Here is a 25,990-nt window from a genome sequence, read left to right as displayed (position 1 = left end):
TCCTGTATCTTCCTGAGCAGGTTCCCCATAGCGGTAACTGGTTCAGATAAAGAGGAGAGCTGCCCTGCCCAGCCAACTGGTAGCCCGCAAATCTATCGACAAGCTCATCCGCGAGTCGGAAGAGCCCGGACAAGCCCTTAAAAAGACACTCGGCCCGTGGTCGCTGACCGCCCTCGGCATCGGCGCGGTCATCGGCTCCGGCATCTTCACCGTCATCGGCACGGCCATGGCCGGCCAGCGGTTCGATACGCCACAGGTCGCCAATACCCCGCTCATCCACTGGCTGATCTATCACACCGCCCTCAACGGCCGCCCCGGCGCCGGGCCCGCGCTTGCCCTCTCACTGGTCTTCGTAGCCATCGTGTGCGCCTTCACCGGCCTCTGCTACGCCGAGCTGTCCTCGATGATCCCCATCGCCGGCTCGTCCTATACCTACACCTACGTCACCATGGGCGAACTGGTCGCCTGGATCATCGGCTGGGACCTCATCCTTGAGTACGCCTTCTCCAACATGAGCGTCTCCGTCGGCTTCGCCGCCCATGTGGTTGACCTGCTCGACTGGTTCGGCGTCCACCCCTCCCTCCGATGGATCTCGCCCGCCTACCTCCCTACCGGCCTCCAGGACCTCGCCGGCAACAACCTCTACGACCCCGGCTGGCACTTCGGCTTCAACATCCCCGCGTTCCTCATCGTGATGGTCCTCACCGTCATCCTGGTCCGCGGCATTCGCGAGTCAGCCCGCACCAACAACATCCTCGTCCTCATCAAGATGATCGCCATCCTGGCCTTCATCTTCGCCGCCGGAACCTTTGTCAAGCCCCACAACTGGCACCCCTTCATGCCCAATGGCTGGGGCGGCGTCCTCACCGGCGGCTCCATTATCTTCTTCACCTACATCGGCTTCGACTCCGTCTCCACCGCCGCCGAGGAGTGCCGCAACGCGCAGCGCGATATGCCCATCGGCATCCTCGCCACCCTCGCCGCCTGTACCGTCCTCTATGGCGGCGTCGCCATCGTCCTCTCCGGCATCGTGCCCTGGCAGTCCGTCATGGGAGACGCCGCTCCGGTCGTCAACTCCCTCAAGCGCCTCAGCATTTCCACTGGCTCCCACAGCCTTCACTGGGTGCGGCTGGTGGTCCTCATCGGCGCCATGCTGGGCATGATTTCGTCCATCCTTGTCTTCCAGCTCGGTCAGGCGCGCGTGTGGTTCGCCATGTCCCGCGACCGCCTCCTGCCCCGCGTCTTCGGCGTCCTCCATCCCCAGTTCCGCACACCCGCCTTCGCCACCTGGGTCGCCGGCTTCGTGGTGGGACTCCCCGCCGGCCTGCTCGACATCGGCACCGTCTCCAACCTGTCGAACATCGGCACCCTGTTCGCCTTCGTGCTGGTCTCCGCCGGCGTCCTGGTCCTGCGCCACCGCGAACCCAACCGCCACCGCGGCTTCCGCGCCCCCCTCGGCCCCGTCTTCCCCGTGCTCAGCATCGTCTTCTGCATCCTGCTCATGATGGGGCTCGAAGTCCTCACCTGGATGGCCTTCTTTATCTGGCTCGCCATCGGCCTGGTGATCTATTTCCTCTACAGCCGCCACCGCAGCGAATTCGCGCGCGCACGATAGCCCCTGGCTGAACAAGTCTGCCGAAGCGAGCTTTGTAACAAGGGCACGGCTTCAGCCGTCTCGTCTCCACACAATCCTTTACAGTTTTAGGCCTGTGGGAACGGGCTTTGTAACAAGGGCACGGCTTCAGCCGTCTCGTCCCCACACATCCTTTACAGTTTTAGGCCTGTGGGAGCGGGCTTTGTAACAAGGGCACGGCTTCAGCCGGGCCGATAAAGCCTCATACACCGCGCGGGCTTTAGCCCCTGCAAGCCGTGACCGCCATCACTGACTCGAAAACAGAAGCTGTCACAATAGCAGAGCTGCGCAGCACTCGCGGAGCGATCTCCGAATCGTTAAAGAATCACATTGTGTTAACCATAAAATTAATAGCGTCTTCTTTTTCGATCATCGCGCACGCGAACGGCCACTCATTGAAAAACAAGCACTTAGTGGGTTGATCGTATGTGATTCAGCTCACTTTTCGGGCCTGATTACCGGTTGGGTTTTTGCATCCTGTTCCCCGAAACCTCAATCCGCAAGGTACCGATCAGTCAATACCCCCGGCATCCGCCACGCCCCTACACCACAAACATCGCCACCCCAGCCCCAAACATCGCCGCCGTCGCCACCGCCACCAGCACCCATTCCCATCGCGGACTCGGCTGCCCCTGCATCAACCGCGTATCCGCGGCAATGATCAGAATCGTCACCAGCAAAAAGGGCGCCAGCAAGCCGTTGATCACCGCCGTCCAAAAGAGCGCTTTCACCGGATTGATCCCCGCCAGGCTCAGTAAAGCAGCCCCCGCCGTCGCGATCAGGAAGACCGCATAGAACGACCGCGCCCGCCTCATCGTCTGGTTCAGCCCTTCTCGCCAGCCAAACGTCTCCGCGAACGCGTACGCCGCCGAGCCCGCCAGCGTCGGAATGGCCAGAAACCCCACCCCCACGATCCCGATCGTGAACAGCATAGCGGCAAATTTCCCCGCCAGAGGCCGCAGCGCCGCAGCCGCCTGGCGCGTCGTTTCAATGTGCGTCATGCCGTGCCGATTCAGGGTCACGGCGGTCGTCAGAATGATGAAGAACATCACCAGGTTCGAGAAAAACGTCCCCACCCCCACGTCGATGCGGCGCATCTCAAGCTCTTCGGTAGTCGCTCCCTTGCGGTCGGCCAGCCTCGTGCGGCCCAATTCCTTTTCCTCTTCCACCTCGGAACTCGCCTGCCAGAAGAAGAGATAAGGGCTGATCGTCGTTCCCAGAATGGCCACCAGCATCGACCATTGCCCGCTGCTGTGAGGAAGGTGCGGCACCAGCGCCGCCCGCGCCACCGCTCCCCAGTCAGCCCCCACCAGGATGGCGGTGATGGGATATGCGAACAACACCAGCACCAGCCACTTCAGCACGTTGGCAATCCGGCGATACGAAAGCTTTACCGTGGCGCCCGCAATCAAAACCGCGAACCCCACCTCAAACCAGTGGGAATTGATCCCCGAAATCATCTCGGCAGCATCGGCCATACCGGCCAGATCGGCGGCGATGTTGATCGTATTGGCCACCAGCAGCGCGAGAATGAACACAATCAGCAGCCATCGCGGAAAGCGCTGACGCAGGTTCCCTGACAGCCCTCTTCCCGTAACCTGCCCGATCCGGGCGCACATCATCTGCACCGCGGCCATCAGCGGCCATGTGATCAGCGCCGTCCACAAAAGCTGGGTTCCAAGCTGCGCGCCGGCAATCGAATAGGTGGCGATGCCGGACGGGTCGTCGTCAGCCGCCCCGGTCACAATGCCGGGACCGATCGACCTCAGTAGCATTCGCAGGCGGCGCGTCAAAGCGGCGGCCACTCATGACTCCCCACTACCTTGTTGCACATTCCCATCAATCACTTGGATGCCGTCCCGGAGGCAAGCTCCTGCAGCATGGCTTGTAGTCGCGGGAATTCGGCCCGCGCATTTCCGCCGGATTCCCGGCCGTAACCAGGCTTTGAATCCGCCCTGGAATCTGCGCCATTGCCACCGGCGTCCTCGCCGGCAGGACGGCCAGAAGCCGCCCCCTGGCTGAGTCGACGGCAAACGCGATCCGATACCTTCATCACGCCATCCGGCACGATGCCAGGATGGCTGGTGGCCCGCGGATCAGCATCACGACTGGGCCGCCGCTATAGCTAGACTAGAACCATGGACGATATCGCGGCCTTCATCCGCCGTCTCCCCAAGGCCGAGCTTCACCTTCACCTCGAAGGCGCCATCACCCCTGCCACCCTCGTCGAGCTCAGCCAGCGCCACGACCGCCAACCCCTCACCCTCACTGAGGCCGGCGCGGTCTACCGCTTCACTGACTTTTCCGGCTTCCTCGACGCGTTCAAGGCCGTGACCTCCCGCCTCATCACCCCCGCCGACTACGAGCTCGCCGCCTGGCGCATGGCCCAGCGCCTGGCCGAACAGGGCGTGGTGCACGCCGAGGTCTACATCTCCGTCGGCGTCATCTATCTCTGGCGCAACCACGATCCCGAATGCTTCGAGCCCATCTTCGCCGGCCTTGAAGCCGCCCGCCTCCGCGCCGAGCGCGAGCTGGGACTCTCCCTCTACTGGATCTTCGACGCCGTCCGCCACTTCACCATCGAAGAAGCCGCTCGCGTCTTCCGCAAGGCCGCCGCCATGCTGCCCCAGTTCCCCGCCATCATCGGCATCGGCCTGGGAGGCGACGAGCGCCGCTGCGGATCGGAGCCCTTCCGCGACCTCTACGCTGAAGCCAAAGCCGCCGGTCTCCACCTCACCAACCACGCCGGTGAGACCACCCCGCCCGAGGCCATCCGCGAAGCCCTCGCCATTGGTTCCGAACGCATCGGCCACGCCCTCTCCGCCATCGCCGATCCCGACCTCCTCAACGACCTGCGCGACCGCCGCATCCCCCTGGAACTGAACCCCACCTCCAATGTCCGCACCGGCGTCTGCCCCTCCTGGGACGACCATCCCCTGCGGCACTACTTTGATTCCGGCCTCCTCGTCACCCTCAATTCCGATGACCCCGCCTTCTTCGGCTCCGACCTTGAAAGCGAATACATGCTGGCCCATACCCGGCAGGGCTTCACCCGCGACGAACTCCGTCAGCTTGCATCCAATTCCTTGCAGGCGAGCTTTTTGCCCGAATCGGCAAAGGCGCGCTGGCTGGCCCAAATCGAGTCAGCGAGGTAAACAAATCTTCATCTTCGAGGTCTAAGCCGCAGGGTCGCCATGCGACCATCTGCGGTATCATTCTCATCAAGGAAGATGTCAAGGAAGGTGCCCATGTTGAACGAACCCGAAGTGCCGGCGACCGAGGAGACGGAAGAGGATAAGCTGGGTGAACACAAGGCGTTACGCGCCATCGGCTGGTTCTCGGTAGGCATGGCCGCGGCCAGTCTGGGGATCTTCCTGGGATTCGAGCTGCGCAGCTGGTACAAGTTCAAGAGGCGCACGCCCTATGACTTCTACTCCCACTCCGACGGCAGCGCCGCCATCTCCGAGTACGGCGTAGGAATCTAGCCACGCAACAATTCTTCGCGATCACTGCTCCGCGATCAGAAATGCCCGGAAAACCTATTGCAATATAACTTCGGTTGAAGTTCTATCCCTTCGCCTCGGCCACATCCAGCCACCCCCGCCGCAGCTTCTCCGCCGCAATGCTCGACATATACGGCTTCAGATCGAGGATCGGCGTCCCCTCAAGCATGTCCAGCCCCCGCACATGCAGGCGGTTCTCCGTGCGGCCCAGAATCTCCACCACCGTCAGACCTAGCGGATTGGGACGCCGCGGCGAGCGCGTCGCAAACACCCCGTGCGGAATCCCGTCCACAGGAGTCGGCCCCACCAGCTGATACCCCTCTGACTTATCAAAGACCCAGATCACGAACAGGTGCGAAAATCCCTCCACATCCTGCAGCCCGGCCGCAAACTCCGGCAGAATCTCAAGATCCCCTTCGGCATCATGCTTCGCGCCCAGCCCTTTCGGAATGGTGGACGTCTGGCTGTATGGGCTGCGAACAAATCCAATCGGCGTGGGTGTGAACATGCCTGGCTCTCCTATCGATGATCGTAACTCTGCCTTCCCCGCAGCAAAAGTGTCCCCGATTCCCACCGGCCGCTTTGCGATACCCTAATCGCTTATGGGGCGCATCCGAGTACTCTCTGACCAGGTGGCCAACCAGATCGCCGCGGGCGAAGTGGTGGACCGCCCCGCGTCTGTCGTCAAAGAGCTCCTCGAAAACTCTCTCGACGCCGGCGCCACCCGCATCCGTGTCGAAGTCGAAGCCGGAGGCCGCAAGCTCATCCGCATCGCCGACGACGGCTGCGGCATGAACCGCGACGATTCCATGCTCGCCTTCGAGCGACACGCCACCTCCAAGCTGCGCACCGCCAATGACTTGCTCTCGATCTCCACGCTCGGCTTCCGCGGCGAGGCCCTGCCCTCCATCGCGTCCGTCGCTCGCGTGATCCTCGAAACCTCCACCGGCGACCCCGACGAAACCGGCACCCGCCTTGAGATTGCCGGCGGCAACCTGCTCCACGTCGACGATGCCGCCGTACCCCGCGGAACCACCCTCTCCATCGCCGATTTGTTCTTCAATACGCCGGCCCGCCGCAAATTCCTGCGCGCCGAATCCACCGAGCTCGCCCACGTCACCGCCCTGGTCACCCACTACGCCCTGGTCCACCCCGAAAAACACTTCGAGCTGGTCTCCGCCAGCCATACCCTGGTCTCCGCGCCGCCCGTCACCCGCACCGCCGAGCGCATCTACCAGATCTTCGGCAAGGACACCCTCGCCCAGCTCCTCCCCGTCGCCGCCGAGACCAGGCTCCAGCACGGCGGCCTGCCCCAGCCGCCTCCCTGGAAGAAAGATCCCGACGAACCTCCCCGCGACCCCGGACAGCTCCGCCTCTCCGGCTTCTACTCCAAACCGGAACTGCAGAAGCTCAACCGCAACTCCATCTACATCTTTGTCAACAAGCGCCTTATCCGTGATCGCCTCCTCCTGCACGCCATCGCCGAGGCCTACCGGAACATCATTCCCCCCACCAGTTCCCCGGTGGTGCTCCTGTTCCTGGAGATGCCGCCCGAAGAGGTCGACGTCAACGTCCACCCCGCCAAAACGGAGGTTCGCTTCCGCCAGCAAAGCCTCATCCACGATTTTGTTCGCGACAGCCTGCGCACCGCCCTCATCAAGGCCCGCCCCGCCGCCGGTTTCCTCCCCGCGCTCCACTCCGCACCCCTGGCCAGCCCCACCCTCATGCCGCCGTCCACCTCCCCGCTGCCCGGCGAGCCAGGTGACGACGCCCCGTTCCCCATCGAACCGGATTCCGAACCCCTCGCCGGCGGCGCGGTCGATGCGGAGGCCTTCCGCCTCACTGCGCGAGCGGCCTCCCCCCTTCCCACACGCCTCCCGTTTGAATCAAGCTCATTCCGGCCCGGCTCCTTCGCCGGCGCTTCCGTGCTCACCACCACCGCCGCGGCTCTGCTCCAGGGCGAGCTGCTGCAGCCCGCCGACGGTTGTGGAACAAACCACGGCAATTCAGCACCTTCCGCCCTTAGCCCCGGCGTGGCAACCGCCCAGATTGAAGCCGAACAGGCCGCCCAGAACCTCAATCACCTCGGCTCCCTCAAGGCCTTGGGCCAGCTGCGCGAATCCTTCATCCTGGCTACCGGCGAAGACGGCCTGTGGATCATCGATCAGCACGTGGCACACGAGCGCGTCCTGTTTGAAAAGATCCTGCGCGAACGAAATGTGGAGAATGTGCAGCGCCAGAGGATGCTCATGCCCCTGCTCGTCGAGCTCAAACCGTGGCAGATGGTGGTATTCGCTGAAATCGCCGACGAGCTCGAGCACAACGGTTTTGAAGTGGAACCCTTCGGCCCCCAAACCCTCGCCGTCAAGGCCGCCCCCGTGGGTCTGGAGGGCATCCGGCTCGAACGCATGCTTGCTGAAGTCATCGAGCAGTCCTCGCCTCGCGCGGAACAAGATGAAAGGAATGAGGATTTTAGATCGCTGAAGACACGCATAGCCGCCTCCATTGCCTGCCACGCCGCCATTAAGGTCAACACGCCTCTTGACCCGGCACGTATGGACTGGCTATTGTTGGAACTTGCGAAGACGCAGCACCCAACAAGCTGCCCGCATGGACGTCCAATCGCTTTGCTGTATTCTTGGAAAGAGATCCAGCGGGCCTTCCACCGTATCTAATACGCAACGGACAGGCGGTATCCCTTCCCCCCAGGGGGCCGGGAAGCCCGGCATAGCCGACCCAGAGACGCAGCATTCCGGAGCCGTACCAAAACTTAGTCGCTGAACCCTTGATAAAGGGCAAGCGACCTTTGATCAGGCCAGTCGAAACCAAGCATCAAAAGATGGTGCCGTTACGCCGGCCTGGAAAAGAGGTTCTTCTTTGACATTGGAGCAATTGGAAGCAGCGCGCGCCGAGCGGATGCGCCAGAACGGATATGGGGCCCTGACACTGGAGGATGCGTGTACATGGCTGGAAGAAACGGGTTTGTGCCTGTTCCTCCCCAAACGGCAATTCTCCAATGCTTTGGCCCCCAGCTTTGTTGAAGCCATCGCTGGCCAGCGCAATCACACACCCGATCAGAAACAGGTCGCGGTGGCCGAAGAGCTGCTGGTCCGGCTCGAAGAAAAAGGCGTAGCGGTTCGCCTCAATCTTCTGGGAACTCCCGGCGAGCAGCCCGATTACGTCGTCGCCGCCTGGGTGCTCCCCTACGTCTATGCCCTGCGAGGCGATCGCGACTGGCGCCGTACACCGCAGCTTACCGGCTCGCGCGCGGTCTCGCCTCTCGCCATCCAGCTTTACAAGCGGCTCGAGAGTAACGGCGAATCTACCGTCAACGAACTGCGCCAGGCTCTGGGTGGAGGCGTCACAGAAGTCGGTGTGATCCGCGCCATCACCGAGCTGTGGCAGCAGTTGCGCATCATCCCCATCGTGTCGGCGCCCGGCAAGGCCGCCAAATGGCAGCTCTTGCGCATTCGCTTCCAGAAAGCCATCGCGGAAGGCGCTTCCACCTCTCAGGTCACGGCCATCTCAGTTCTCGCCTCCATCTTCCTGCAGGCCGTCATCGCCGCCAGCATGGAAGAGGTGGAGATCTTCCTGTCGCCCCTCACGGCGCGCAGCAAGATCCGCGAAGTCCTCCGCGGGCTCGTCGCTACCCGCCAGGTTCATACGCTGTCGCTGGGCCACGCTCCCCACTTCTACGTGGCTGGAACCCTGCCGGAGTTCGCTCCCGCCCCCACCATCTACGCCAGCACCCTCGGTTCGACTTACCTGTCGCAATTGCGCGAAGAGGAAGCCTACCAGCAGTCGGCGCCGGCTCACGTGGCGAAAGAACCTGAAGTCCACGCAGCCGAGCCCGTCAACGATGGTGCTCACTCACCCGCAGCAAATGCAAAGAACGGCAACAGCCGCTCCCACTTCGCTCGTCCGGCAGGACATGCCCGCGACCGCAAGCCGTCTGCCGCGCCCTCGCGTCGCCCCTCGGAGAGCCGCCCGTCGCGTCCCGCAGCCTCCGGCAGCCGCAACGGGTCGAGCGCGACGCGCTGGAACGGTGCAGCCAAAAACGGCACCCACGCCGCCAGCGCTCACTCCAACGGTCATAGCACTGCAAAACCCTCAAAAGCCGGCTCGAGCGAGCGCACCGCAACACCCGGGCGCACTTCAGCCGGTCCAAGCCGTGGCAGCAAGAATGCCTCCCCGGCTTGGAAGTCCCGGAACGGCAACCACGCAGCGCCCGCACGGGCGAGTAATGGAAACCGCCCCGCTGGACTGAGTCGCACTGCCACCACCCGCAGCAAGGACGCACGGCCGGCAGCTCACACTGCCCGCAGCAGCCGCAAGCCCACGCTCACCGCGGGAACCAGCGGCAAGCGCTTCGGGCTGGCCGCGAAGGGAAACAAAAAGCATTGATGAACTCGACTGCGCCGGGCCTTGCAGCCCCCCGTAAAAAGATCATTGTTGCTATCGATGGCCCCGCAGGTGCGGGCAAAAGCACGATTGCCCGCCACCTGGCCCGCCATTTCGGGCTCCTGAATCTGGAGACCGGGGCCATGTATCGCGCCTTCGCCCTCAAAGCGCTTCGCGGCTCCGTGCCGCTGGACGATCCGGGCGCGCTCGAAGAGCTCTCTGCTGACACGTCCATCCGCCTTGAAGTCGGCGAAGTCGACAATCGCGTCCTGCTTGATGGCGAAGATGTAACCGGCCTGATCCGCAATCCCATGGTCACAGACGGCGCTTCGCGCGTCAGCGTGGTTCCCGCCATCCGTAGCTGGATGGTGCGGCTGCAGCAGCAACTGGGATCCGACGGCGGCGTGGTCATGGAAGGCCGCGACATCGGTACCGTCGTGTTTCCCCACGCCGATGCCAAGATTTTTCTGGACGCGTCCCCTGAAGTACGTGGAATGCGCCGCTTCGATCAGCTCGGGCCCGAGCCGCCACAGCAACCCGAAGAGGTGATCCGCGATCTGCGCGCGCGCGACCAGCGCGATCGCAACCGCGCCGACTCTCCCCTTCGCCCTGCCGATGATGCCGTGCTGCTGGATTCTACCCACATGACCCTGGACGAAGCAGTCAAAGCAGCGGAAGCGATTGTGGAAGAGAAGGTGGCGCTTCTCGGCACACCTGTAGCATCCTGACAAATTTCAAATAATCTCGACCCAACGCATTGCCACCGGCGCTCGCGGGTGGCATTCTTATCACATCTGCAGAGCCCCCGTCGCTCTGCACACGCCACACCAGGCGCCAGTTTCTCCCCGGCGCCCGGGCCCCGGGAATCTCCTCACCAGGAGTGTCACCATGGCCACGCATTGCCCGATTTGCTCCGATTCTCATTTCCGGCTTTCGAAGCTCAGATCTGAAGATTTTTGGCACCTGGCTTTCCTCATGTATCCGGTCCGCTGCCTCGATTGCCTGCAGCGCAGATACCTCTTTCTTCCCTTGGCCATCCTGTTCAAGTCCTCGCCGGCACGAGTCCACAAACACCAAAAAGCCTAGCTTTGGACTTCCGGCTTCGAGCCGCGTCTCCCACCTCGCCCATCGCGCCCGGCACCGCGCCTGCCGCTCCTCGCGACGGACTGCGCGCTTTTGCCCGTCCCCATCGCTTGGCGAATGCTATAGGCTCTAGATAGATGGAAATCACCTGCAACCGCTGCCACCAGCCGGTGCCCGATCAGAGCACCTACTGCCCCACCTGCGGGCTGCCGCAAATCGTGTATGCCAGCGAAGAGGGAGAAAGCGGGGCGGTTCAGGCAGATCGCTGGACAGACGCAGTGCGTGATTCCAGCGAGGTAGAGTGGAAACCGGCGCTGCGGGCGGCCATGATTCTTGCCATCCCCGCTGGGCTGCTTTATGGGGCCCTGCCCGTAGGCATCTTGGGGCTGTTCGCGACAGGCGCTGCCGCGGCATGGGCAGTCTCCCTCTACGTACGTCGGCAGCGGCCGTCATGGATCACGATGAGCGCGGGCGTGCGCATAGGCCTCGTCACGGGTCTGATCGCGGGCTGGCTGGCTCTTGGAGCCGCCGGAGCCGGCCTGTTCGCCGAGAGGTACCTCTTCCATCAGGCAAACGAAATGGATCGCGCATGGAAGCTGCAATTGGAGGCAAGCGACCAACTCGTTCAACGGGTGTTCGGCCAATCGGGTATCTATGACGCTGCACAGGCGAAGGGTCAAAGGGACTTTGAACTCACTCCCGAGGGCCACGCAGGCGTCATTCTGCTTGGAATGATGGCCGGTACAGTGATGCTGTTGCTGTTCTCAATCGCGGGCGGCGCCATAGGCGCCCGCATGATGGCCCGCTCCCGCCGCCCCGAAGCGTAATAAACAGGGACAGAGGGACAAGGGACAAAGGGACAGCGGAGGATCTGGACTCAGGGGATAGGGGCGGCTCACTTCCATCCAAAAGCTATCGAAGTTTAAAGCCCTTGGGTGAACGAGAGTCCCCGGCGCGCCTCCCCGTTCCGCGTTCCTCTCATCCCTCCGCTGTCCCTTTGTCCCTGATCCGTAATCCCCTGCGCAGCCGCGCCAGCGGCTGCGCCCTTGCCCCAACCCTGCCTCGCCTCGTATCATCCGTCGAGAGACAAGCGGCGAAAGAGCCCCAGATGAGCGAATCTGAAGTGAAGCATTCCCTGCGCGTGAAGGGCAGGTTGTTGTCTGCCTCGGAGATCGAACGCACCCTGGTGCGGCTGGCGCATGAAGTCGTGGAAAAAAGCAACGGCTGCGAAGGCATGGTCCTGGTCGGCATCAAACGCCGCGGCGTACCCCTCGCCCAACGTCTTGCTTCCCTGATCTCGACCATTGAAAAGTGCCCCGTCGAAACCGGCACCCTTGATATCCAGTTCTATCGCGACGATCTGTCCACCGCCGACATCCGTCCCGTCGTGACGCCAGGCGCCATCGGCTGCGACATCACCGGCAAAGACGTGGTTCTGTGCGATGACGTGCTCTATACCGGCCGCACCATCCGCGCCGCCCTCGACGCGCTCTTTGACCACGGCCGCCCCCGGCGCGTACAACTCGCCGTGCTCATCGACCGCGGCCATCGCGAATTGCCCATTCAGGCCACCTACGTGGGCAGGCATGTGCCCACCAGCAGCCGCGAGATCATCGAAGTAAAGTTCCACGAAGTCGACAATGACGAGCAGGTGCTGCTGGTCGAGCGCGTCGACTGAACAAAACAGCTACTAGCTTCTGGCTGCTAGCTTCCAGCTTGAGGCATGACTTCTACCGGTAGCTATAGCTGCGGCTCCTTGAAAGAGGGATATCCTCAATCGCTCGCGTCGCAGAATCAACCTGAGACTCCCGGCCTAGAAGCTGGGAGCTAGAAGCTAGAAGCTGCATCCATGACTCCAGCCACTGCACGCCGCGCCTTCCAGCCTCCGCCTGCCCCGGCCACATCGTCTCCTCACAATCCCGGCTCCCTCCTGTCGATCCAGGACCTTACGCTCGACGCGCTGAGCCATCTCCTGGGCCGCGCCAAAGCGCTGGTCGAGCAGGATCCGCTGGAGCGCACCCGCACCCTCGCCAAGCGGCGCGTGGCGCTACTGTTCTACGAGTCATCCACCCGCACCCGCACCAGCTTCGAGCTGGCCGCCAAGGCGCTTGGGTGCGACACGACTCTCGTCTCGAATCTCTCCTCCAGCATCGAAAAGGGCGAGAGCCTCAAAGACACCGGCCTCACCATCCGCGCCCTGGGCGCTGAAACCATCATTCTCCGCCACAACGCCAGCGGCGCCCCGTGGCTGCTCGAGCAGTACACGCACCTCCCCGTACTTAATGCTGGCGACGGCATGCACGAGCACCCCACCCAGGCTCTGCTCGATCTACGTACGATACTGGCGCACCTGCGCAACGGCGCCACCAGCGTGAGTGCAGACACGCTGAAGGGCGTCACCGTCTCCATCACCGGCGACATCCTGCACAGCCGCGTGGCTCGCTCCAATCTGCTGCTCCTGCCGCAACTCGGTGCAGAGGTCATTCTCTGCGGTCCCAAAGAACTGCTGCCCGAAATTGCCGCGGCCACCGCCCCCGGCGTGCGCGTAGAACGCGACTTTGAAGCCGCCCTGAAGCAATCGCAGGTAGTCATGATGCTGCGCATCCAGGCCGAGCGCATCGCCGGCCTGCAGCTTGATCTCGACGAGTACAAGCGCGGCTATCAGCTCACCGGCGATCGCCTGCGCACCCTCGCCCCCGACGCCATCGTCCTCCACCCCGGGCCCATCATCCGCGGCCTCGAACTCACAGCCGGCGTCGCCGACGGCCCCCAGTCGCGCATTCTCGAACAGGTCAGCAACGGCGTCGCCATCCGTATGGCTGTAGTGGAACGCGCCCTCACAGCAGCGCAGCACAACGGAGGCCGGGCATGAGCGCTCTGGTGATTCGCAACGGGCACCTGGTCGACCCGGCAGCGGGCGTCGATGCCCAGAAAGACATCCTGCTCAAGGACGGCAAGGTCGCCGAGATCGCCGGTCCGGGCAAGCTCAAGCAGGCCAACGGCGCCGAGACCCTCGATGCGGCCGGCCTTGTCGTCGCGCCGGGCCTCATCGACATCCACGTCCACCTGCGCGAGCCCGGCCAGGGCTACAAGGAGACCATCGCCACCGGCACCGCCGCTGCAGCCGCCGGCGGCTTCACCGCTGTCGCGGCCATGCCCAACACCACGCCGGTGAACGACTCCGTCGACATCACCCGCTGGATGCAATCGCCCGAGCGCGCCGCCAAAGTGCGCGTGTTCCCCATCGCCGCAGCCACGCGCGGCTCGAAAGGCGAGGCCATCAATGACTTCGCCGCCTTGAAGTCCGCGGGTGCGGTTGCAGTCACCGATGACGGCCATCCCATCCTCAAAGACAGCATCATGCGCGAAACTCTGGCGGCGGCCGCGCGCGTGGGTCTCAGCGTCATCCAGCACGCGGAAGACACCCGCATGACCCAGGGCGCCAGCATGAACGCCGGCGCAGTAGCCTTCCGCCTGGGTCTTCGCGGCATGCCCGCGCAGGCCGAGTCAGGCCTGGTCGAACGCGATATCCGCCTCCTGGGCGAGCTGCGCGACGCCCGGGCGCACCTGCACGTGGCGCACACCTCCACGGCCGGCGCCATCGCCGCCGTGCGCCAGGCACGCCGCAACGGGCTGCGCGTCACCTGTGAAGTCGCCCCCCATCACTTCCTCCTCACCGAGGAGCATGTGGGCCTCTACAACACCAACTTCAAAATGAATCCGCCCCTCCGCTCCGCCGCCGATCGCGATGCCATGATCGAGGCGCTCTTCGACGGCGTAGTCGACGCCATCGCCACCGACCACGCCCCCCACGCCACCCACGAAAAGGAAGTGGAGTTCGAGCGCGCCCCCAACGGCATCACCGGCCTCGAGACCGCCCTCGGCCTGTGCCTGCGCTGGCTGCACGGCGAGTGGAAGATGCCTCTCGGCCGCGTCCTGAGCCTGCTCAGTGCGCAGCCCGCCGCCGTGCTCGGCCTCAAAGGCCGCGGCACCCTCACCGTGGGCAGCTGTGCCGATGCCGTCATCTTCGACCCCAAAGCCCAGTGGACCTACCGCGCCGTAGACACAAAATCCAAGTCGCGCAACACCCCCTTCGATGGCTGGGCCATGCAGGGCCGCGTCAAGTGGACCGTCTGCGATGCCCGCATCGCCTACGCTGCTGAGGCTTGATTGCCCCCATGTCCCATCACGCGGTTCGCGTATCCGCTGAAACAACCCGCACCGCGTGAATGCCTTTGAGCTTGTGCATCTCAACTCCCAGTACCTATTCTGCGAGCAGAAGCACCAGCGAGGTCGGGATGGACAAGCGGGATTTTCTGAAGACATCGGGAGCAATCGTGGCAGGAAGCATGTTTTCGCATCTTGTCGGCGGCCAGGAACCTGAAACACCCCGCGAAAACTGGGCCGGCAATCTCAACTACTCCACCGATCACCTGCACCTCCCTGCCTCCGTTGAGGAAGTGCAGCAGGTGGTCACCAAGTGCACCAAGCTGCGCGCCCTCGGCACCCGCCACTCCTTCTCCACCATCGCCGACAGCACCGCCAACCAGATCTCCCTCAAAAAGCTCGACTCCATCGACATCGAAGCCAACGCCAAAACCGTCACCGTGGGCGCCGGCGTGCCTTACGGCAAGCTCGCTCCCGTCATCGATCAGAAGGGCTTTGCGGTGCACAATCTCGCTTCCCTGCCGCACATCTCCGTGGCCGGCGCCATTGCCACCGCCACCCACGGCTCAGGCATACACAACGGCAATCTCGCCACCGCTGTCTCCGCCCTCGAGATGGTGACGGCCGACGGCCAGGTGCACACCCTCACCAGGGGCAAAGATGAGCACTTTGACGCTGCCGTCGTCGGCCTCGGCGCACCCGGCATCGTCACCCGCGTCACCCTCAACCTCGTTCCCACATTCCAGGTGGCGCAGTCCGTCTATCAGAACCTCTCCTTCGATCACCTCAAGAGCCACTTCGACGACATCTTCGGCGCAGGCTACAGCGTCAGCCTGTTCACTGACTGGCAGAACCATCGCGCCACCCAGGTCTGGATCAAGCGCAAGCTCGCCACGGGCGACGCCAACAAGTGGGACCCCGAGTTCTACGGCGCAAAGCTCGCCAAACAGAAGCTGCACCCCATCGAGGACCACCCCGCCGAAAGCTGCACCGAGCAGGGCGGCGTCCCCGGCCCCTGGTATGAGCGCCTCCCCCACTTCCGCATGAACTTCACGCCCTCCAGCGGCCGCGAGCTGCAGACCGAATACTTCGTCCCCCGCAACCGCGGCTACGAAGCAATCACCGCCGTCGAGCAGTTGAAGGACCAGATCACGCCCCACCTGTTTGTCACCGAGCTGCGCACCATCGCCGCGGACGACCTCTGGATGAGCATGGCCTACCAGCGCGACTCCCTCGCCATCCACTTCACCTGGAAGCCCGAGACCGACGCGGTAAACAAGCTTCTGCCCCTCATCGAAGCCAAACTGGAGCCCTTCGCCGCGCGCCCCCACTGGGGTAAAATCTTCGCCATTCAGCCGCTCAGGCTGCAAGCCCAGTACCCGCGCCTCAAAGACTTTAAGGCCTACCTCGCCCAGCACGATCCCAAAGGCAAATTTCGCAACGAGTTCCTCGATGCAAATCTCTATTCCACGCAGGCGGGGACTTAGGCTGCGTCCCGCTCCTGAGCCGGTCCGAAAAAAGCTGCCTACTTCTTCGGCGCCTTCATGTCGCGCCCGCCCTGGTGCAGGATCAGCGCGTTCACCGCGCCTTTGTCGTCCTTTACGAACTCCAGTTCGGCGGGGAAATCGAGCGGGAAAAATTTCGTCTGCGACTCGGCGTAAATGGGAAAGCTGGGCTGGCCCGTGGCCTGCGTGATCAGCTTGCCGTCTTCCAGCTTAACCACCAGGTCAAAGTTCGGCCCCAGCTGATACGTGCCGGCATATTGCGCCAGGACGGCGGGATCCACTGCAACGACCTCCCGCACCGTCGGGCGCCAATCGGGCCAGTTGTACTCGGCGGCGATGCTGTGCATGATTTCGTCGCCAAGTTGGCCGCCGTTATCGCCGTTGGTCATCACGAACGCGCCCTCTCCGTTCTTCTCATAAGCCGCGAAGATGTTGCGGAAACCTTCATTCGCGCCTCCATGCGAAAAATACGGATTCGCGTCCGCGCCGCCCATCTCGAGCCCCAGCCCCCAATGCCCCATGCCCGGCGTGAGCATCTGTCGCGTCATCTCCTGGTTGAGCACGTGATTGGCCTTCCCGTTCAGCGACTGCTCCACCTCCATCGCGTACTTCGCTAGGTCTGTGGGCGTAGTCCACAGGCCGGCCGCGGCCATCTCGGGATACGTATGCGCGCCACCCTCCACGGGTTTGCCGTCGCCTCGGTACGGCACAGCAGCGTTGCTGCGCAGCGGCTCCGGCAGCGGCTGCTCATAGGTGCTGCGCGTCATCCCCATCGGCGCCAGCACCGAGTCATGCAGCAGCTTTGGAAACGGCTCTTTCGCCACATCGATCACGGCCTGCTGCATGACCGTGTATCCGCCGCCCGAGTATTTCCACTCCTTCAACGGAGGCTGCTCGCTGCGGATCGCGGGCGTATTCGCAGGCTTTTCCCCATTGAGCACCTGCACCAGCGTGGGCACGGGCGCGTCGCTGGCGTAGCCGGGGAACCCGTGCACCGTCGTGCCCGCCGTATGCGTAAGCAATTCGCGCAGCGTAATACTCTTGCCCCCCGCCACCGCTTCGCTGGGGAACTTCCAACTGGTCAGATATGTGTTGATATCGCTGTCCAGCGAAATCTTCCCCTGCTGCACAAGCCGTAGCGCCGCCATCGCTGCAAGCGGCTTGCTGATCGACCCGGCCTGGAACATGGTCTCCGCATCCACGGGGGCCCCATCACCATTACGCGTCCCAAACCCGCGCGCCCACTCGATCTTGCCGTCGTGCAGCACCGCAATGCTCACGCCCGGCACATGGAGCTGCTGCATGCGCTCTGCGAGCGTATGCGTTTCGTGCTCGTGACCCTTGAGGATGAGTCCGCCGATGAGCCCCGCGGTGACGTGCTGGATATGCTGCTCCGTATCCGTCGGGACAGGCGAAGATTTCTGAGCCATGACAGGCCACGCCACGCACATGCCGGCACACACAACCCAAAAACGAGAACGAGAGAACATCGGAAGGCCTCCGCGCAGCAACGGTATCACGCAATGCCGAAGCGGCCGTTCAAATGCCCGTAGACAGAAGCTCTTCGCGTACACGTGAGCGAAGGTGAACGCCCGCTCAAATTCAGAATTAGAACCGAGCGAAACCCTTTGGTGCAGTGTAAAAGGTCGCAATGAAAAGATGAACGGCGCTTCGATTCGAAGATCCGCTTCCTATCTCAGCCGATCATTCTCCCTAATCTGGCTTGCGCACAGGCATGCGTTAAGCCCGGCTGTCTCCGCTTCACAGTGTTGATGAAAGGTTCGCACATGCCTTCCTCTGTCTCCTACCTTGCTCCTACCCCCAGCGCCTCCACCACCTTCTCATCCACCCGCGCGGGCTGCCCGTCTTCTTTCCACACCACGCCAAAGCCGCCCCGGTAGTCCCACATCGTCCAGCCAATGCCGTCTGCTTCCAGCGCCGTCCGCACGTCGTGAATCCAGCGCATCCGCGACGCCTCCGGCGTAACCCGGCGATACACCCCAAACTCATTGCAGATCAGCGGCACGCCGTTGGCCTTCCCCCACGCTGCGGCGGAGTCCATCAGCAGCCTCATCCGCTGCGCATCCCAGTGGTCGAGCCAGTAATGCTCAAAGCTGTAGCGATCGTGCGCCTCTGGAACCTGCTTCAGGCCCTCCGCCATCTCAGAGTCCGTCGACGGGTACCTGATGTCGTGGGTATGGATATGCCAGTCCGTGCCCCATCCCGCGCCCTGATGCGTGAAATCCTCCGGCTGGTAAAAGTGAAACGTGTAGATCACGTTGCCGTCCGCCAGCGGGTGCTGCGTGAGCAGATCGCCTATGCCTGACCAGTTCGGCCCCGTGGCGATGATGGTGTTCTTCGGCGCCACCTCGCGAATAGCGGCGGCCGCGCGCGCCTGAATACCCGCCCAGCGATAAGGATCGCGAACCTCTGGCTCGTTCATCACCTCGAAAAACACCAGGTCGGGATTGCGGCCCGCGTAATGCGCAGCCAGCCGCCGCCACAGCCATACAAACCGGTCCACACCTTCGCTGGTCTCGCGCACCTTCGCTTTGTAGTCCGGCTCCGGGTGGATATCGATCTGCACCGCCAGGCCCTTCGCCAGCATGGCGTCCACCGCGTGATCCAGCCGTCCGATAAAATCCGCGTTGAACCCCTCCCCGTTCTGCGGTTCGCCCTCCAGCGGCACCGGGTCAATGCTCAGCCTGACATTGTCGAACCCCAGCTTCGCCATCAGCGCGATATCGCCATCATCGGTATACCGGTTGGTGAACGCCGCGGAGTAGTCATACGCGTGCTGCGCGAACCACTCCGACGCGTTGATGCCATGGCGCAGATGCTGCGCCCGCACAAACGCCGTCTTCGAATCCGCGGCGCGATCCTGGGCGTAGCTGAAGGAGGCAACCAGCACAAAAACAGCAAGAGCGAAGCGGCGCATCAAGGGCCCTCGTTAAACGTGGATTGGGACAACCGATAACCATACTACCTGCGGCCCAGACAAAAACGGCTCCCCCAAGGGAGCCGCACAGTGGTACCGGAGTTCGATCTTCAGCTTCCCGGCGAGGTCGACGACTTGCCGACCTCGCCGGCAATCTGCTGGAAGCTGGTCCGCAAATATTTGTGAGGATTCACCGGCACCGAGTGCACACGCACTTCATAGTGAAGGTGCGGGCCCGTCGCCCGGCCGGTCTGTCCCACATAGCCGATGACCTGTCCGCGCGTGACGTGCTCGCCCGGCACCACCGCGATCGCTGACAGATGGCCGTAGAGTGTCATCACATCGTGGCCATGATTGATCGTGACTTCCTTGCCGTACCCAGCGCCCAGGCTGGCTCCGGTCACGTCGCCGTCACCGGCGGCACGCACCGGGGTGCCCTTGGGAGCATCGATATCAATGCCCGGATGGAAGGCGCCTTCGCCATTGATAGGATCCTGACGCTGGCCGAAGCTCGACGCCACCAGGCCCTCAATAGGCCACAGAGACGGCGCGTCAGCAAGCTGGTTCCAGTCGCCGGCAAACGACGAGTTCAGACCGCTCTCCAGCGCACGCGACACGCGGCCCGACATCGCCTGGTTGCGCAGCGCTACAAAGGTGTCGATGGTGGCCTTCACGTTCTGGGCGCTCAGATCGTCGCTGTTGGCCAGATTTGCGCTTGAACGGCTGGCAGCGGCCTTGCCCGTCACCGCGTGCGTGGCCATCAGGCGGTTCTGCCGCATTCCGTAAAGAGCCGTCACTTCACTGGCCAGCGCGCCCAGACTCGCCACCTGGATGTCGCGATCGTGCACCGTCTTGGCCATCTGCTGGTAGTTTTTACGAAGCTCTTCGCGCTCCTGGCGAACCTGGTTGAAGCTCTCCGTCTTCAGCAGCATGCGCGTGTAGGAACCGGCCAGCCCCACAATCGTGAAAGCTCCGATCAACGCGGCGGCGACGAACCCATACGCATAGCCGAGGGGCAGCGGAATCTTGCGGACCCGCCCATCTTCATCCCTGGCAACAAACAGAATGTAATAGCGCTTGCGCAGCATTCTGTGACTCCTTCAATCGCATCGGAAACTTCCTCGCTGCGGTCGGTGTCGCAATTCGCCGTTACCCATTTCGACAAAAAGCAGTTCGGGGCCTCTAGGGCCGTTCGATATAAACGCCCCCGGAGAGGCGCGGCTGACACTGATTGTTTTTACAGGCTATCAACCAGCCCGGACCAGGGTCAATTTGAATCATCGGTCAATTCATCGATTTACTACGCGAGGCGAACAAAACAGGAAAGAACCACAATCGCCCTCCTGCTCTGATGCCTCCATGGAGTAGACGGTCGTTTCGCCTTTCGCGCTTACACGCTATCGAGCGAGTTGCGCCCATCGGCGGCCCGGGCTTTTATGCTTGGAACGGTATGGCTCGCGGATCTTCAGCCGCCGGGGGGCGGGACGCCGAACTCGATCTGCTGCGGCAAATCCGCCGGCGCGTCTCGACGGGCGCCGCGGTCGCCCTCGGCATCGGCGACGACTGCGCCCTGCTCCGAATCAAGGACCGCGAACAGGTGGCGGTTACCACCGATCTGAGCATCGATGGCCGGCACTTCCGCCTCGGATGGCACCCCCCCGAAGCCGTGGGCCATCGCACTCTGGCACGGGGACTTAGCGACCTCGCCGCTATGGGTGCGCGACCCCTGGCGGCGTTCGTCTCCCTGGGACTGCCGAAAGATCTGGTACAGCGCGAGGGGCGCCGCCCTGCCTGGGTGTCGCGCTTCTACGACGGCCTGCTGACCCTGGCGGCCCGGCATAAGACCCCGCTGGCCGGGGGTGACCTGGCTGAGTCGCCCGCCGCGCTCGCCGACATCGTGCTGGTAGGTGCCGTGCCACGGGGCCGGGCCCTGCTGCGGTCCGCCGCGCGAGCCGGCGATGCGATCTATGTGACCGGAACCCTCGGCGGATCCGCTGCGGGCCTCGACATTCTCAGCAAGCTGGCAAAGAAGCGTGGCGGGGCCCCCGCAGCAATCCGAATACCCAAACGAACATCGGCGCTCCTGCACGCCCACCTGTATCCGGAACCGCGGCTGGCGCAGGGCCAGTGGCTACAGCGGCGTGGCCTGGCCTCGGCTGCGATCGACCTCAGCGACGGCCTCTCCACGGATCTGACGCACATCTGCGAGGAGTCCGGTCTGGCGGCCGAAGTGGACTCCAGCGCGATTCCGCTGGGTCCCGGAGCTACGCTGCAACAGGCCCTGCACGGCGGCGAGGATTACGAATTGCTGTTCACGGCGCGCCCCCATCTGTCCGTCCCAGGGCGCCTGGCCGGGGTGCCGGTGACGCGCATCGGGCGCATGGCGCTGGCGCGCCACAACACCCCCCTGGTCATGCTCCTGATGGATGGCGAGGCCCGGCCTCTCGAGCCGCTCGGGTGGCAACACTTCGTCTGAACGAATCCGCGATCCGCCCGCCACGCCCAGCCGCCACCCCGCACCATCAACTGTGAAAGCAATCACAGCCACAACCTTCCAACCCTGTCCATACTTCTCTTGCCGCGCATGCTGCGGCATGGCGAACTCGTGTTCAATCCTGTTCATCTCCCGTCCGAACCGCAAAACCGAACCGTCATCCGGCAAAGCACGAAGGTTTACCAGAACATTACTGAGTCCGCCTTTTTTTGCAAAACCGGGAGAGAAATCGCATAAACCCATGAAAGCATGGACGTTGATCGAAAACTAAATGTGATCTGGCTCACCAATTGCTACCTCGCACCCCGGAGGTCGCCCACCGGAACAAGGGTTGCAACTCTCAGGTTCAAATCACAGCCTGTTAACTGATCCGTAAATACACCCCCCCTCCCCCAACCCGTTTAGCCACCCCTCCCCCCCGAGCCTCGATGACCACAAACCAGCTTGCACACTCGAACGGAGCCTTCCGCTCCACTGCGGTTTTCCCTTGACAATCGCGTAACACGGCGCTTTGCTTAGGCGTTGTTTCGTCTCCCTCGGCTCTGGGAGCCACCACGCCCGCCCGCTCCGAGGGGGTCCGCAGTCGCGCAATCCGGCTGCGTCACAATCCAGCGACAACACCCACCTATCGCAGAAGGAGTTGTTATGCCCGAGCAGATGGAGCAAACCCCCCAGCCCCCCCAAGCCCAACAAGCCCAGCCAGTCGGAATGAGCGAGACCGCAACCTGCGGCTTGGCTTACCTCACGTTCATCCCGGCCATCATCTTTCTGGCCACTGCCCCCTACAACCAAAATCCCAAGGTGCGATTCCACGCATGGCAGTCAATCTTTCTGGCGATCGGCTGGGTTTGCATCGCAGTGGTAGCCACGGTTCTGATGGCGATTCCGATCCTTGGCTTCCTCATCGACACCGTGGTCTGGCTGGCTTTTGTCGCGCTCTGGCTCGTGGTCATGATCAACGCCTTCATGGGCAAGACAATCAAGGTTCCGGTGATCGCACCCCTCGCCGCCAAGCAGGCTGGCTACACGCTGTAAGGTGGATCATGACAACATGCTGGGGCGGAGCGGGCACTCCGCTTTGCCCCTCATGAGATCACGCGTTCTGCGCGCGATCCATCAGATGCCCTCCCGGACATGACCAAGATTGAGGGAAGCGCCACCGCTAGCGGCGCTTCCCTCGCCCAGATCGATTGCGCACCTTCGACGGATTGCTGCGCGGCTCGTCCCGGCGCGGCTTCTTGGCCTTCTTCGGTGGCTTGCGCTTGCCCTTGCCCGTCAGCGGAATACCTTCTTCCGCGATGGAGAACTGCAGCCGCCGTTCCTGCGCCAGAATGCGGTCGAGGATCACGTGCACCCGATCGCCGGCGCGAAACTTGCGCCCGGAGCGCTCGCCCACGATCTCGTGCGTGTTCTCGCGAAACGTATAGCGGTCGTCGCGCAGCGTGTCGATGGGCACCAGCCCTTCGACAAAAAGATCGGTCAGCTCGACAAACATCCCATATTTGGTGGGATTGAGAACCAGCCCCTCAAACTCCTCGCCCACGCGGTCCTGCATAAAGCGGACCTTCTTCCACTCCACGAGTTCGCGTTCCGCCTCCGCGGCACGCCGCTCCGTCTGGCTCGTCTCGTCGGCAATCTGCGCCAGTTCAGCCTCAGGAATGGGCGCCTCTCCCGCGTAACTTCCGGCGGCAGCGGGCTTGCGGCGGCTCAGCGTAAGCCCGGCAAAGCCCTCGTGCGGATGCGTCCATGGCGAATCCATGCGCCCCTTTGCAACGGCGCCTCGCCCCCTTATGTCAGCGCGCAGGAGAGCCTTCGTGATGCGATGGACGATCAGGTCTGGATAGCGGCGAATGGGCGAGGTAAAGTGCGTGTAAGTGGGCGCCGCCAGTGCAAAGTGTCCCTCATTGTTCTCTGCGTAGCGCGCCTGCCGCAGCGAGCGCAACATGAGGTAGCTCACGATGCGCTCTTCCGGCTTGCCCTCAATGCGCTTCGCCAGCCGCTGATACATCTTCGGCGTGACGGCGATGTCTTCAGGCACTTCGTGCGTCCGCGCCTTCTTACCGCTGCGCTGCGCGTCTCGACGGTCGCCCCGCGTCTGGATCCGCTTCACGGGGAGCGTTCCCAGCCCGAGCGTGTAGCCAAAGCTGGTGGCCAGCTCTTCAAACTGCACCACGCGCCGCGGATCGGGCTTCTCATGGATTCGATACAACGACGGCACACCGAGATCTTCAAGCCAGGTGGCAACGCACTCGTTCGCGGCCAGCATGAACTCCTCGATCAGGCGGTTCGCCCACGTGCGCTCGGCACGCGTGACGCCGCGCATCTGGCCGTTCTCGTCGAATTGAATCACGGGCTCGGGCAAATCGAAATCGATGCTTCCGCGCTCCTCGCGGCGGCGGTTCATCAGCATGGCAAGCTTCTGCATGAGCTCGAAGTCGCCGGTAAGCTCCGGATATTGCGCGCGCATCTCCTCATCGCCTTCAAGGATCATGTGCACCTTGGTGTAGGTCATCCGCGCGGCTGATGCGATAACACCTTCGCAAATCTCGTAGCTCTCTATGTTGCCCTGCGCGTCGAGCTGCATGAGACAGCTCAGCACCAATCGATCCTCTTCCGGACGAAGGCTGCAGATATCGCTGGACAGCTCCTGCGGCAGCATCGGAATAGCGCGGTCCGGAAAGTAAACGCTGGTGCCGCGCAGCCGCGCTTCAAGATCCAGATCCATGCCCGGCCGCACATACTCGGCCACATCGGCAATGTGTACCTGCAGTTCATAGCCGCCGTCACGGCGCTCTTCCACGAGCACGGCGTCATCGAAGTCGCGCGCCGTTTCGCCATCTATCGTCACAATGGGGAGCCCGCGAAAATCGCGGCGGCGGTCCACCTCCGCGCGATCCAGATGCGCAACCCGCCTCGCCTCCGCCAGCACGCCGGCGGGGAACACACGCGGCAACTGGTGCTTGCGGATCATCATTTCCACGTCGACACCAAAGTCGTCAGGATGGCCCAGCACCTCAACCACGCGGCCCACGGGTGGCCTGGTCGGCGTGGGCCAGGCGGTCACCTCCACGTCGACAATCAGGCCTTCAAGGCTGTCATGGTGCGGCGCTTTCCGCGCTTCCTCGCCAATCACCCGGTGCGGGGTAGCGATCTCCGCGGCGGGCGCAACCTCATCCCCATGCGGAATCAGGATAGGCTGCGTCATGCGCTCATCGAACGGCACAACGTAATTGCCTTGTGTGCGCCCCTTCGCGTAGTGGAAGGTACCCACAATCGTAGCGTTGCGCCGCTCGAGCACACGCGCAATCCGACCGAGGCGGCGGCCATCGCCTCGCGGCGGAGCCAGCTCAACGAGAACCTGGTCGCCCTGCATCGCGCCGTTGATCTCGTCAGGCGGAACGAAGACGTCGTCAGACTGGCCAACCGACTGGCGCGCATTAGGGCGGACAAATCCATAGCCGTCGCGATGCAGATCAAGCCGGCCCGCGATGAGGTTGTCGCGCGTCCCCCCGGCGGAGAGGGATTTCGGGATGCTCCACATATCGCGAACCAACTGCGTCAGCTCGCCACGGGAGGTAATCTTCCCCAGCTGTTCGCGCAGCAGTCGGCGCTCGCGGCCGCCGCCCAGGCCGAGTTCGCGGACGAGCTGTTTGTAACCGGCCTTCGAGCCTGCGGAACGGGCGATGTGCGCGATGAGTTCCCGATCGTTCATCACTCAAGACTAATGGGATGCAGCGCCTGCCCCCACAGTCCGCATGTGATCGCGCGCCCTGGCCCTCATACCCGATGCCAAGTGCCTGGTGCCTGATGACCAGTGCCAAAGGTGTGGCCCCTTATCCTGGGCCTGCTCCCTGGTCCCTGCACCTGCTCCTGCTCCTCGCCCCATCTACTACAATGAAATTTGCAACGAAAGGGTACTTTTCACGATGGCGCACATGGTTTTTTGCGTTCGCAATAAGCGGGAGATGGAGGGCCTCGACGAGCCTCCCTTCGATTCGGAGTTCGGCCAGAAGATCTACAAGAACGTCTCCAAGGCGGCGTGGGGCGAGTGGGTGGAACGCCAGAAGATGCTGCTGAACGAGTATCGCCTGCAGCCCTGGACACCCCAGGCGCAGCAGTTCCTGGTGGAGCAGATGGAGGAGTTCTTCTTCGGCTCTGGCTCCGCGCTCCCCAGCGAATACGTTCCGCCGTCGCACTAGGCGCGCTCCACCCCGTGTGGGTCAACTGCGATTCAGATGACCGGCTATCTTCCACCTCCATCCGGAA

General features: G+C 63.2%; 20 protein-coding genes. 14 read left to right on the top strand and 6 right to left on the bottom strand.

The features are described 5' to 3' along the window. The first annotated feature begins 106 nt into the window (after positions 1-106). Positions 107-1,615 carry an amino acid permease gene (locus VGL22_RS07795; protein ID WP_465266347.1) on the top strand — a complete coding sequence of 503 codons (1,509 nt, stop codon included), beginning with the start codon at positions 107-109 and terminating at the stop codon, positions 1,613-1,615. A 560-nt stretch (positions 1,616-2,175) separates the two neighbouring features. On the opposite strand, the gene VGL22_RS07790 is transcribed toward VGL22_RS07795, so the two are convergent. Continuing rightward, on the bottom strand, positions 2,176-3,438 hold the full coding sequence (locus tag VGL22_RS07790; protein ID WP_465266339.1) for an Nramp family divalent metal transporter: 1,263 nt from the start codon (positions 3,436-3,438) through the stop codon (positions 2,176-2,178). A 333-nt stretch (positions 3,439-3,771) separates the two neighbouring features. Here VGL22_RS07790 and add point away from each other — a divergent pair, with 333 nt between their 5' ends. Together add and VGL22_RS07780 are read left to right on the top strand one after the other, a co-directional pair. Beyond that, positions 3,772-4,788 carry an adenosine deaminase gene (gene add, locus VGL22_RS07785; protein WP_465266338.1) on the top strand — a complete coding sequence of 339 codons (1,017 nt, stop codon included), beginning with the start codon at positions 3,772-3,774 and terminating at the stop codon, positions 4,786-4,788. A gap of 93 nt (positions 4,789-4,881) precedes the next feature. Continuing rightward, entirely contained in the window at positions 4,882-5,118 is a 237-nt protein-coding gene (locus tag VGL22_RS07780) for a hypothetical protein (RefSeq protein ID WP_465266337.1), read from the top strand. A gap of 82 nt (positions 5,119-5,200) precedes the next feature. Here VGL22_RS07780 and tsaA read toward each other — a convergent pair whose 3' ends face one another. After that, a complete protein-coding gene (gene tsaA, locus VGL22_RS07775; RefSeq protein WP_465266336.1) occupies positions 5,201-5,644 on the bottom strand; it encodes a tRNA (N6-threonylcarbamoyladenosine(37)-N6)-methyltransferase TrmO in 444 nt (147 codons plus the stop codon). Between the two features lie 94 nt (positions 5,645-5,738). Between tsaA and mutL the strand changes: the two genes are divergently transcribed. The 8 genes from mutL (at position 5,739) to VGL22_RS07735 (ending at position 16,274) form a co-directional block, all read left to right on the top strand. After that, entirely contained in the window at positions 5,739-7,811 is a 2,073-nt protein-coding gene (gene mutL / locus VGL22_RS07770) for a DNA mismatch repair endonuclease MutL (RefSeq protein ID WP_465266335.1), read from the top strand. A gap of 202 nt (positions 7,812-8,013) precedes the next feature. Beyond that, complete coding sequence (locus VGL22_RS07765) at positions 8,014-9,540, top strand: hypothetical protein (RefSeq protein ID WP_465266334.1); 1,527 nt, start codon at positions 8,014-8,016, stop codon at positions 9,538-9,540. Next, entirely contained in the window at positions 9,540-10,265 is a 726-nt protein-coding gene (cmk, locus tag VGL22_RS07760; RefSeq protein ID WP_465266333.1) for a (d)CMP kinase, read from the top strand. Before VGL22_RS07765 ends, cmk begins: the two co-directional genes overlap by 1 nt. 492 nt (positions 10,266-10,757) lie before the next feature. Next, entirely contained in the window at positions 10,758-11,447 is a 690-nt protein-coding gene (locus VGL22_RS07755) for a hypothetical protein (protein WP_465266332.1), read from the top strand. A gap of 281 nt (positions 11,448-11,728) precedes the next feature. Next, positions 11,729-12,298 carry a bifunctional pyr operon transcriptional regulator/uracil phosphoribosyltransferase PyrR gene (pyrR, locus tag VGL22_RS07750; protein WP_465266331.1) on the top strand — a complete coding sequence of 190 codons (570 nt, stop codon included), beginning with the start codon at positions 11,729-11,731 and terminating at the stop codon, positions 12,296-12,298. Positions 12,299-12,469: 171 nt separating this feature from the next. Next, positions 12,470-13,492 (top strand): aspartate carbamoyltransferase catalytic subunit, encoded by a 1,023-nt coding sequence (locus tag VGL22_RS07745; RefSeq protein ID WP_465266330.1) that lies wholly within the window; start codon positions 12,470-12,472, stop codon positions 13,490-13,492. Next, positions 13,489-14,790, top strand: coding sequence for a dihydroorotase (locus VGL22_RS07740; RefSeq protein ID WP_465266329.1), 1,302 nt, complete (start codon positions 13,489-13,491; stop codon positions 14,788-14,790). The genes VGL22_RS07745 and VGL22_RS07740 overlap by 4 nt, the downstream gene beginning before the upstream one ends. A 128-nt stretch (positions 14,791-14,918) precedes the next feature. Further along, positions 14,919-16,274 (top strand): FAD-binding protein, encoded by a 1,356-nt coding sequence (locus tag VGL22_RS07735; protein WP_465266328.1) that lies wholly within the window; start codon positions 14,919-14,921, stop codon positions 16,272-16,274. A gap of 38 nt (positions 16,275-16,312) precedes the next feature. On the opposite strand, the gene VGL22_RS07730 is transcribed toward VGL22_RS07735, so the two are convergent. The 3 genes from VGL22_RS07730 to VGL22_RS07720 form a co-directional block, all read right to left on the bottom strand. Next, positions 16,313-17,782 carry a serine hydrolase gene (locus VGL22_RS07730; protein WP_465266327.1) on the bottom strand — a complete coding sequence of 490 codons (1,470 nt, stop codon included), beginning with the start codon at positions 17,780-17,782 and terminating at the stop codon, positions 16,313-16,315. Between the two features lie 314 nt (positions 17,783-18,096). Next, complete coding sequence (locus VGL22_RS07725) at positions 18,097-19,230, bottom strand: glycoside hydrolase family 5 protein (RefSeq protein ID WP_465266326.1); 1,134 nt, start codon at positions 19,228-19,230, stop codon at positions 18,097-18,099. Between the two features lie 110 nt (positions 19,231-19,340). Further along, complete coding sequence (locus VGL22_RS07720) at positions 19,341-20,318, bottom strand: M23 family metallopeptidase (RefSeq protein WP_465266325.1); 978 nt, start codon at positions 20,316-20,318, stop codon at positions 19,341-19,343. 362 nt (positions 20,319-20,680) lie between these two features. Between VGL22_RS07720 and thiL the strand changes: the two genes are divergently transcribed. Together thiL and VGL22_RS07710 are read left to right on the top strand one after the other, a co-directional pair. Further along, positions 20,681-21,706, top strand: coding sequence for a thiamine-phosphate kinase (gene thiL, locus VGL22_RS07715; protein ID WP_465266324.1), 1,026 nt, complete (start codon positions 20,681-20,683; stop codon positions 21,704-21,706). Between the two features lie 663 nt (positions 21,707-22,369). Next, a complete protein-coding gene (locus VGL22_RS07710) occupies positions 22,370-22,759 on the top strand; it encodes a DUF4870 domain-containing protein (RefSeq protein WP_465266323.1) in 390 nt (129 codons plus the stop codon). A 127-nt stretch (positions 22,760-22,886) separates the two neighbouring features. On the opposite strand, the gene VGL22_RS07705 is transcribed toward VGL22_RS07710, so the two are convergent. After that, positions 22,887-25,436, bottom strand: a complete 2,550-nt coding sequence (locus VGL22_RS07705; protein WP_465266322.1) for a ribonuclease R family protein — start codon at positions 25,434-25,436, stop codon at positions 22,887-22,889. 214 nt (positions 25,437-25,650) lie between these two features. Between VGL22_RS07705 and VGL22_RS07700 the strand changes: the two genes are divergently transcribed. Continuing rightward, complete coding sequence (locus VGL22_RS07700) at positions 25,651-25,923, top strand: oxidative damage protection protein (protein WP_465266321.1); 273 nt, start codon at positions 25,651-25,653, stop codon at positions 25,921-25,923. The last annotated feature ends 67 nt before the right edge of the window (positions 25,924-25,990 follow it).

Origin of the sequence: Occallatibacter sp., assembly GCF_036502485.1 — a bacterium.
Classification (GTDB): Bacteria; Acidobacteriota; Terriglobia; order Terriglobales; family Acidobacteriaceae; genus Telmatobacter.
This window is presented reverse-complemented; position numbering and strand designations above follow the sequence as displayed.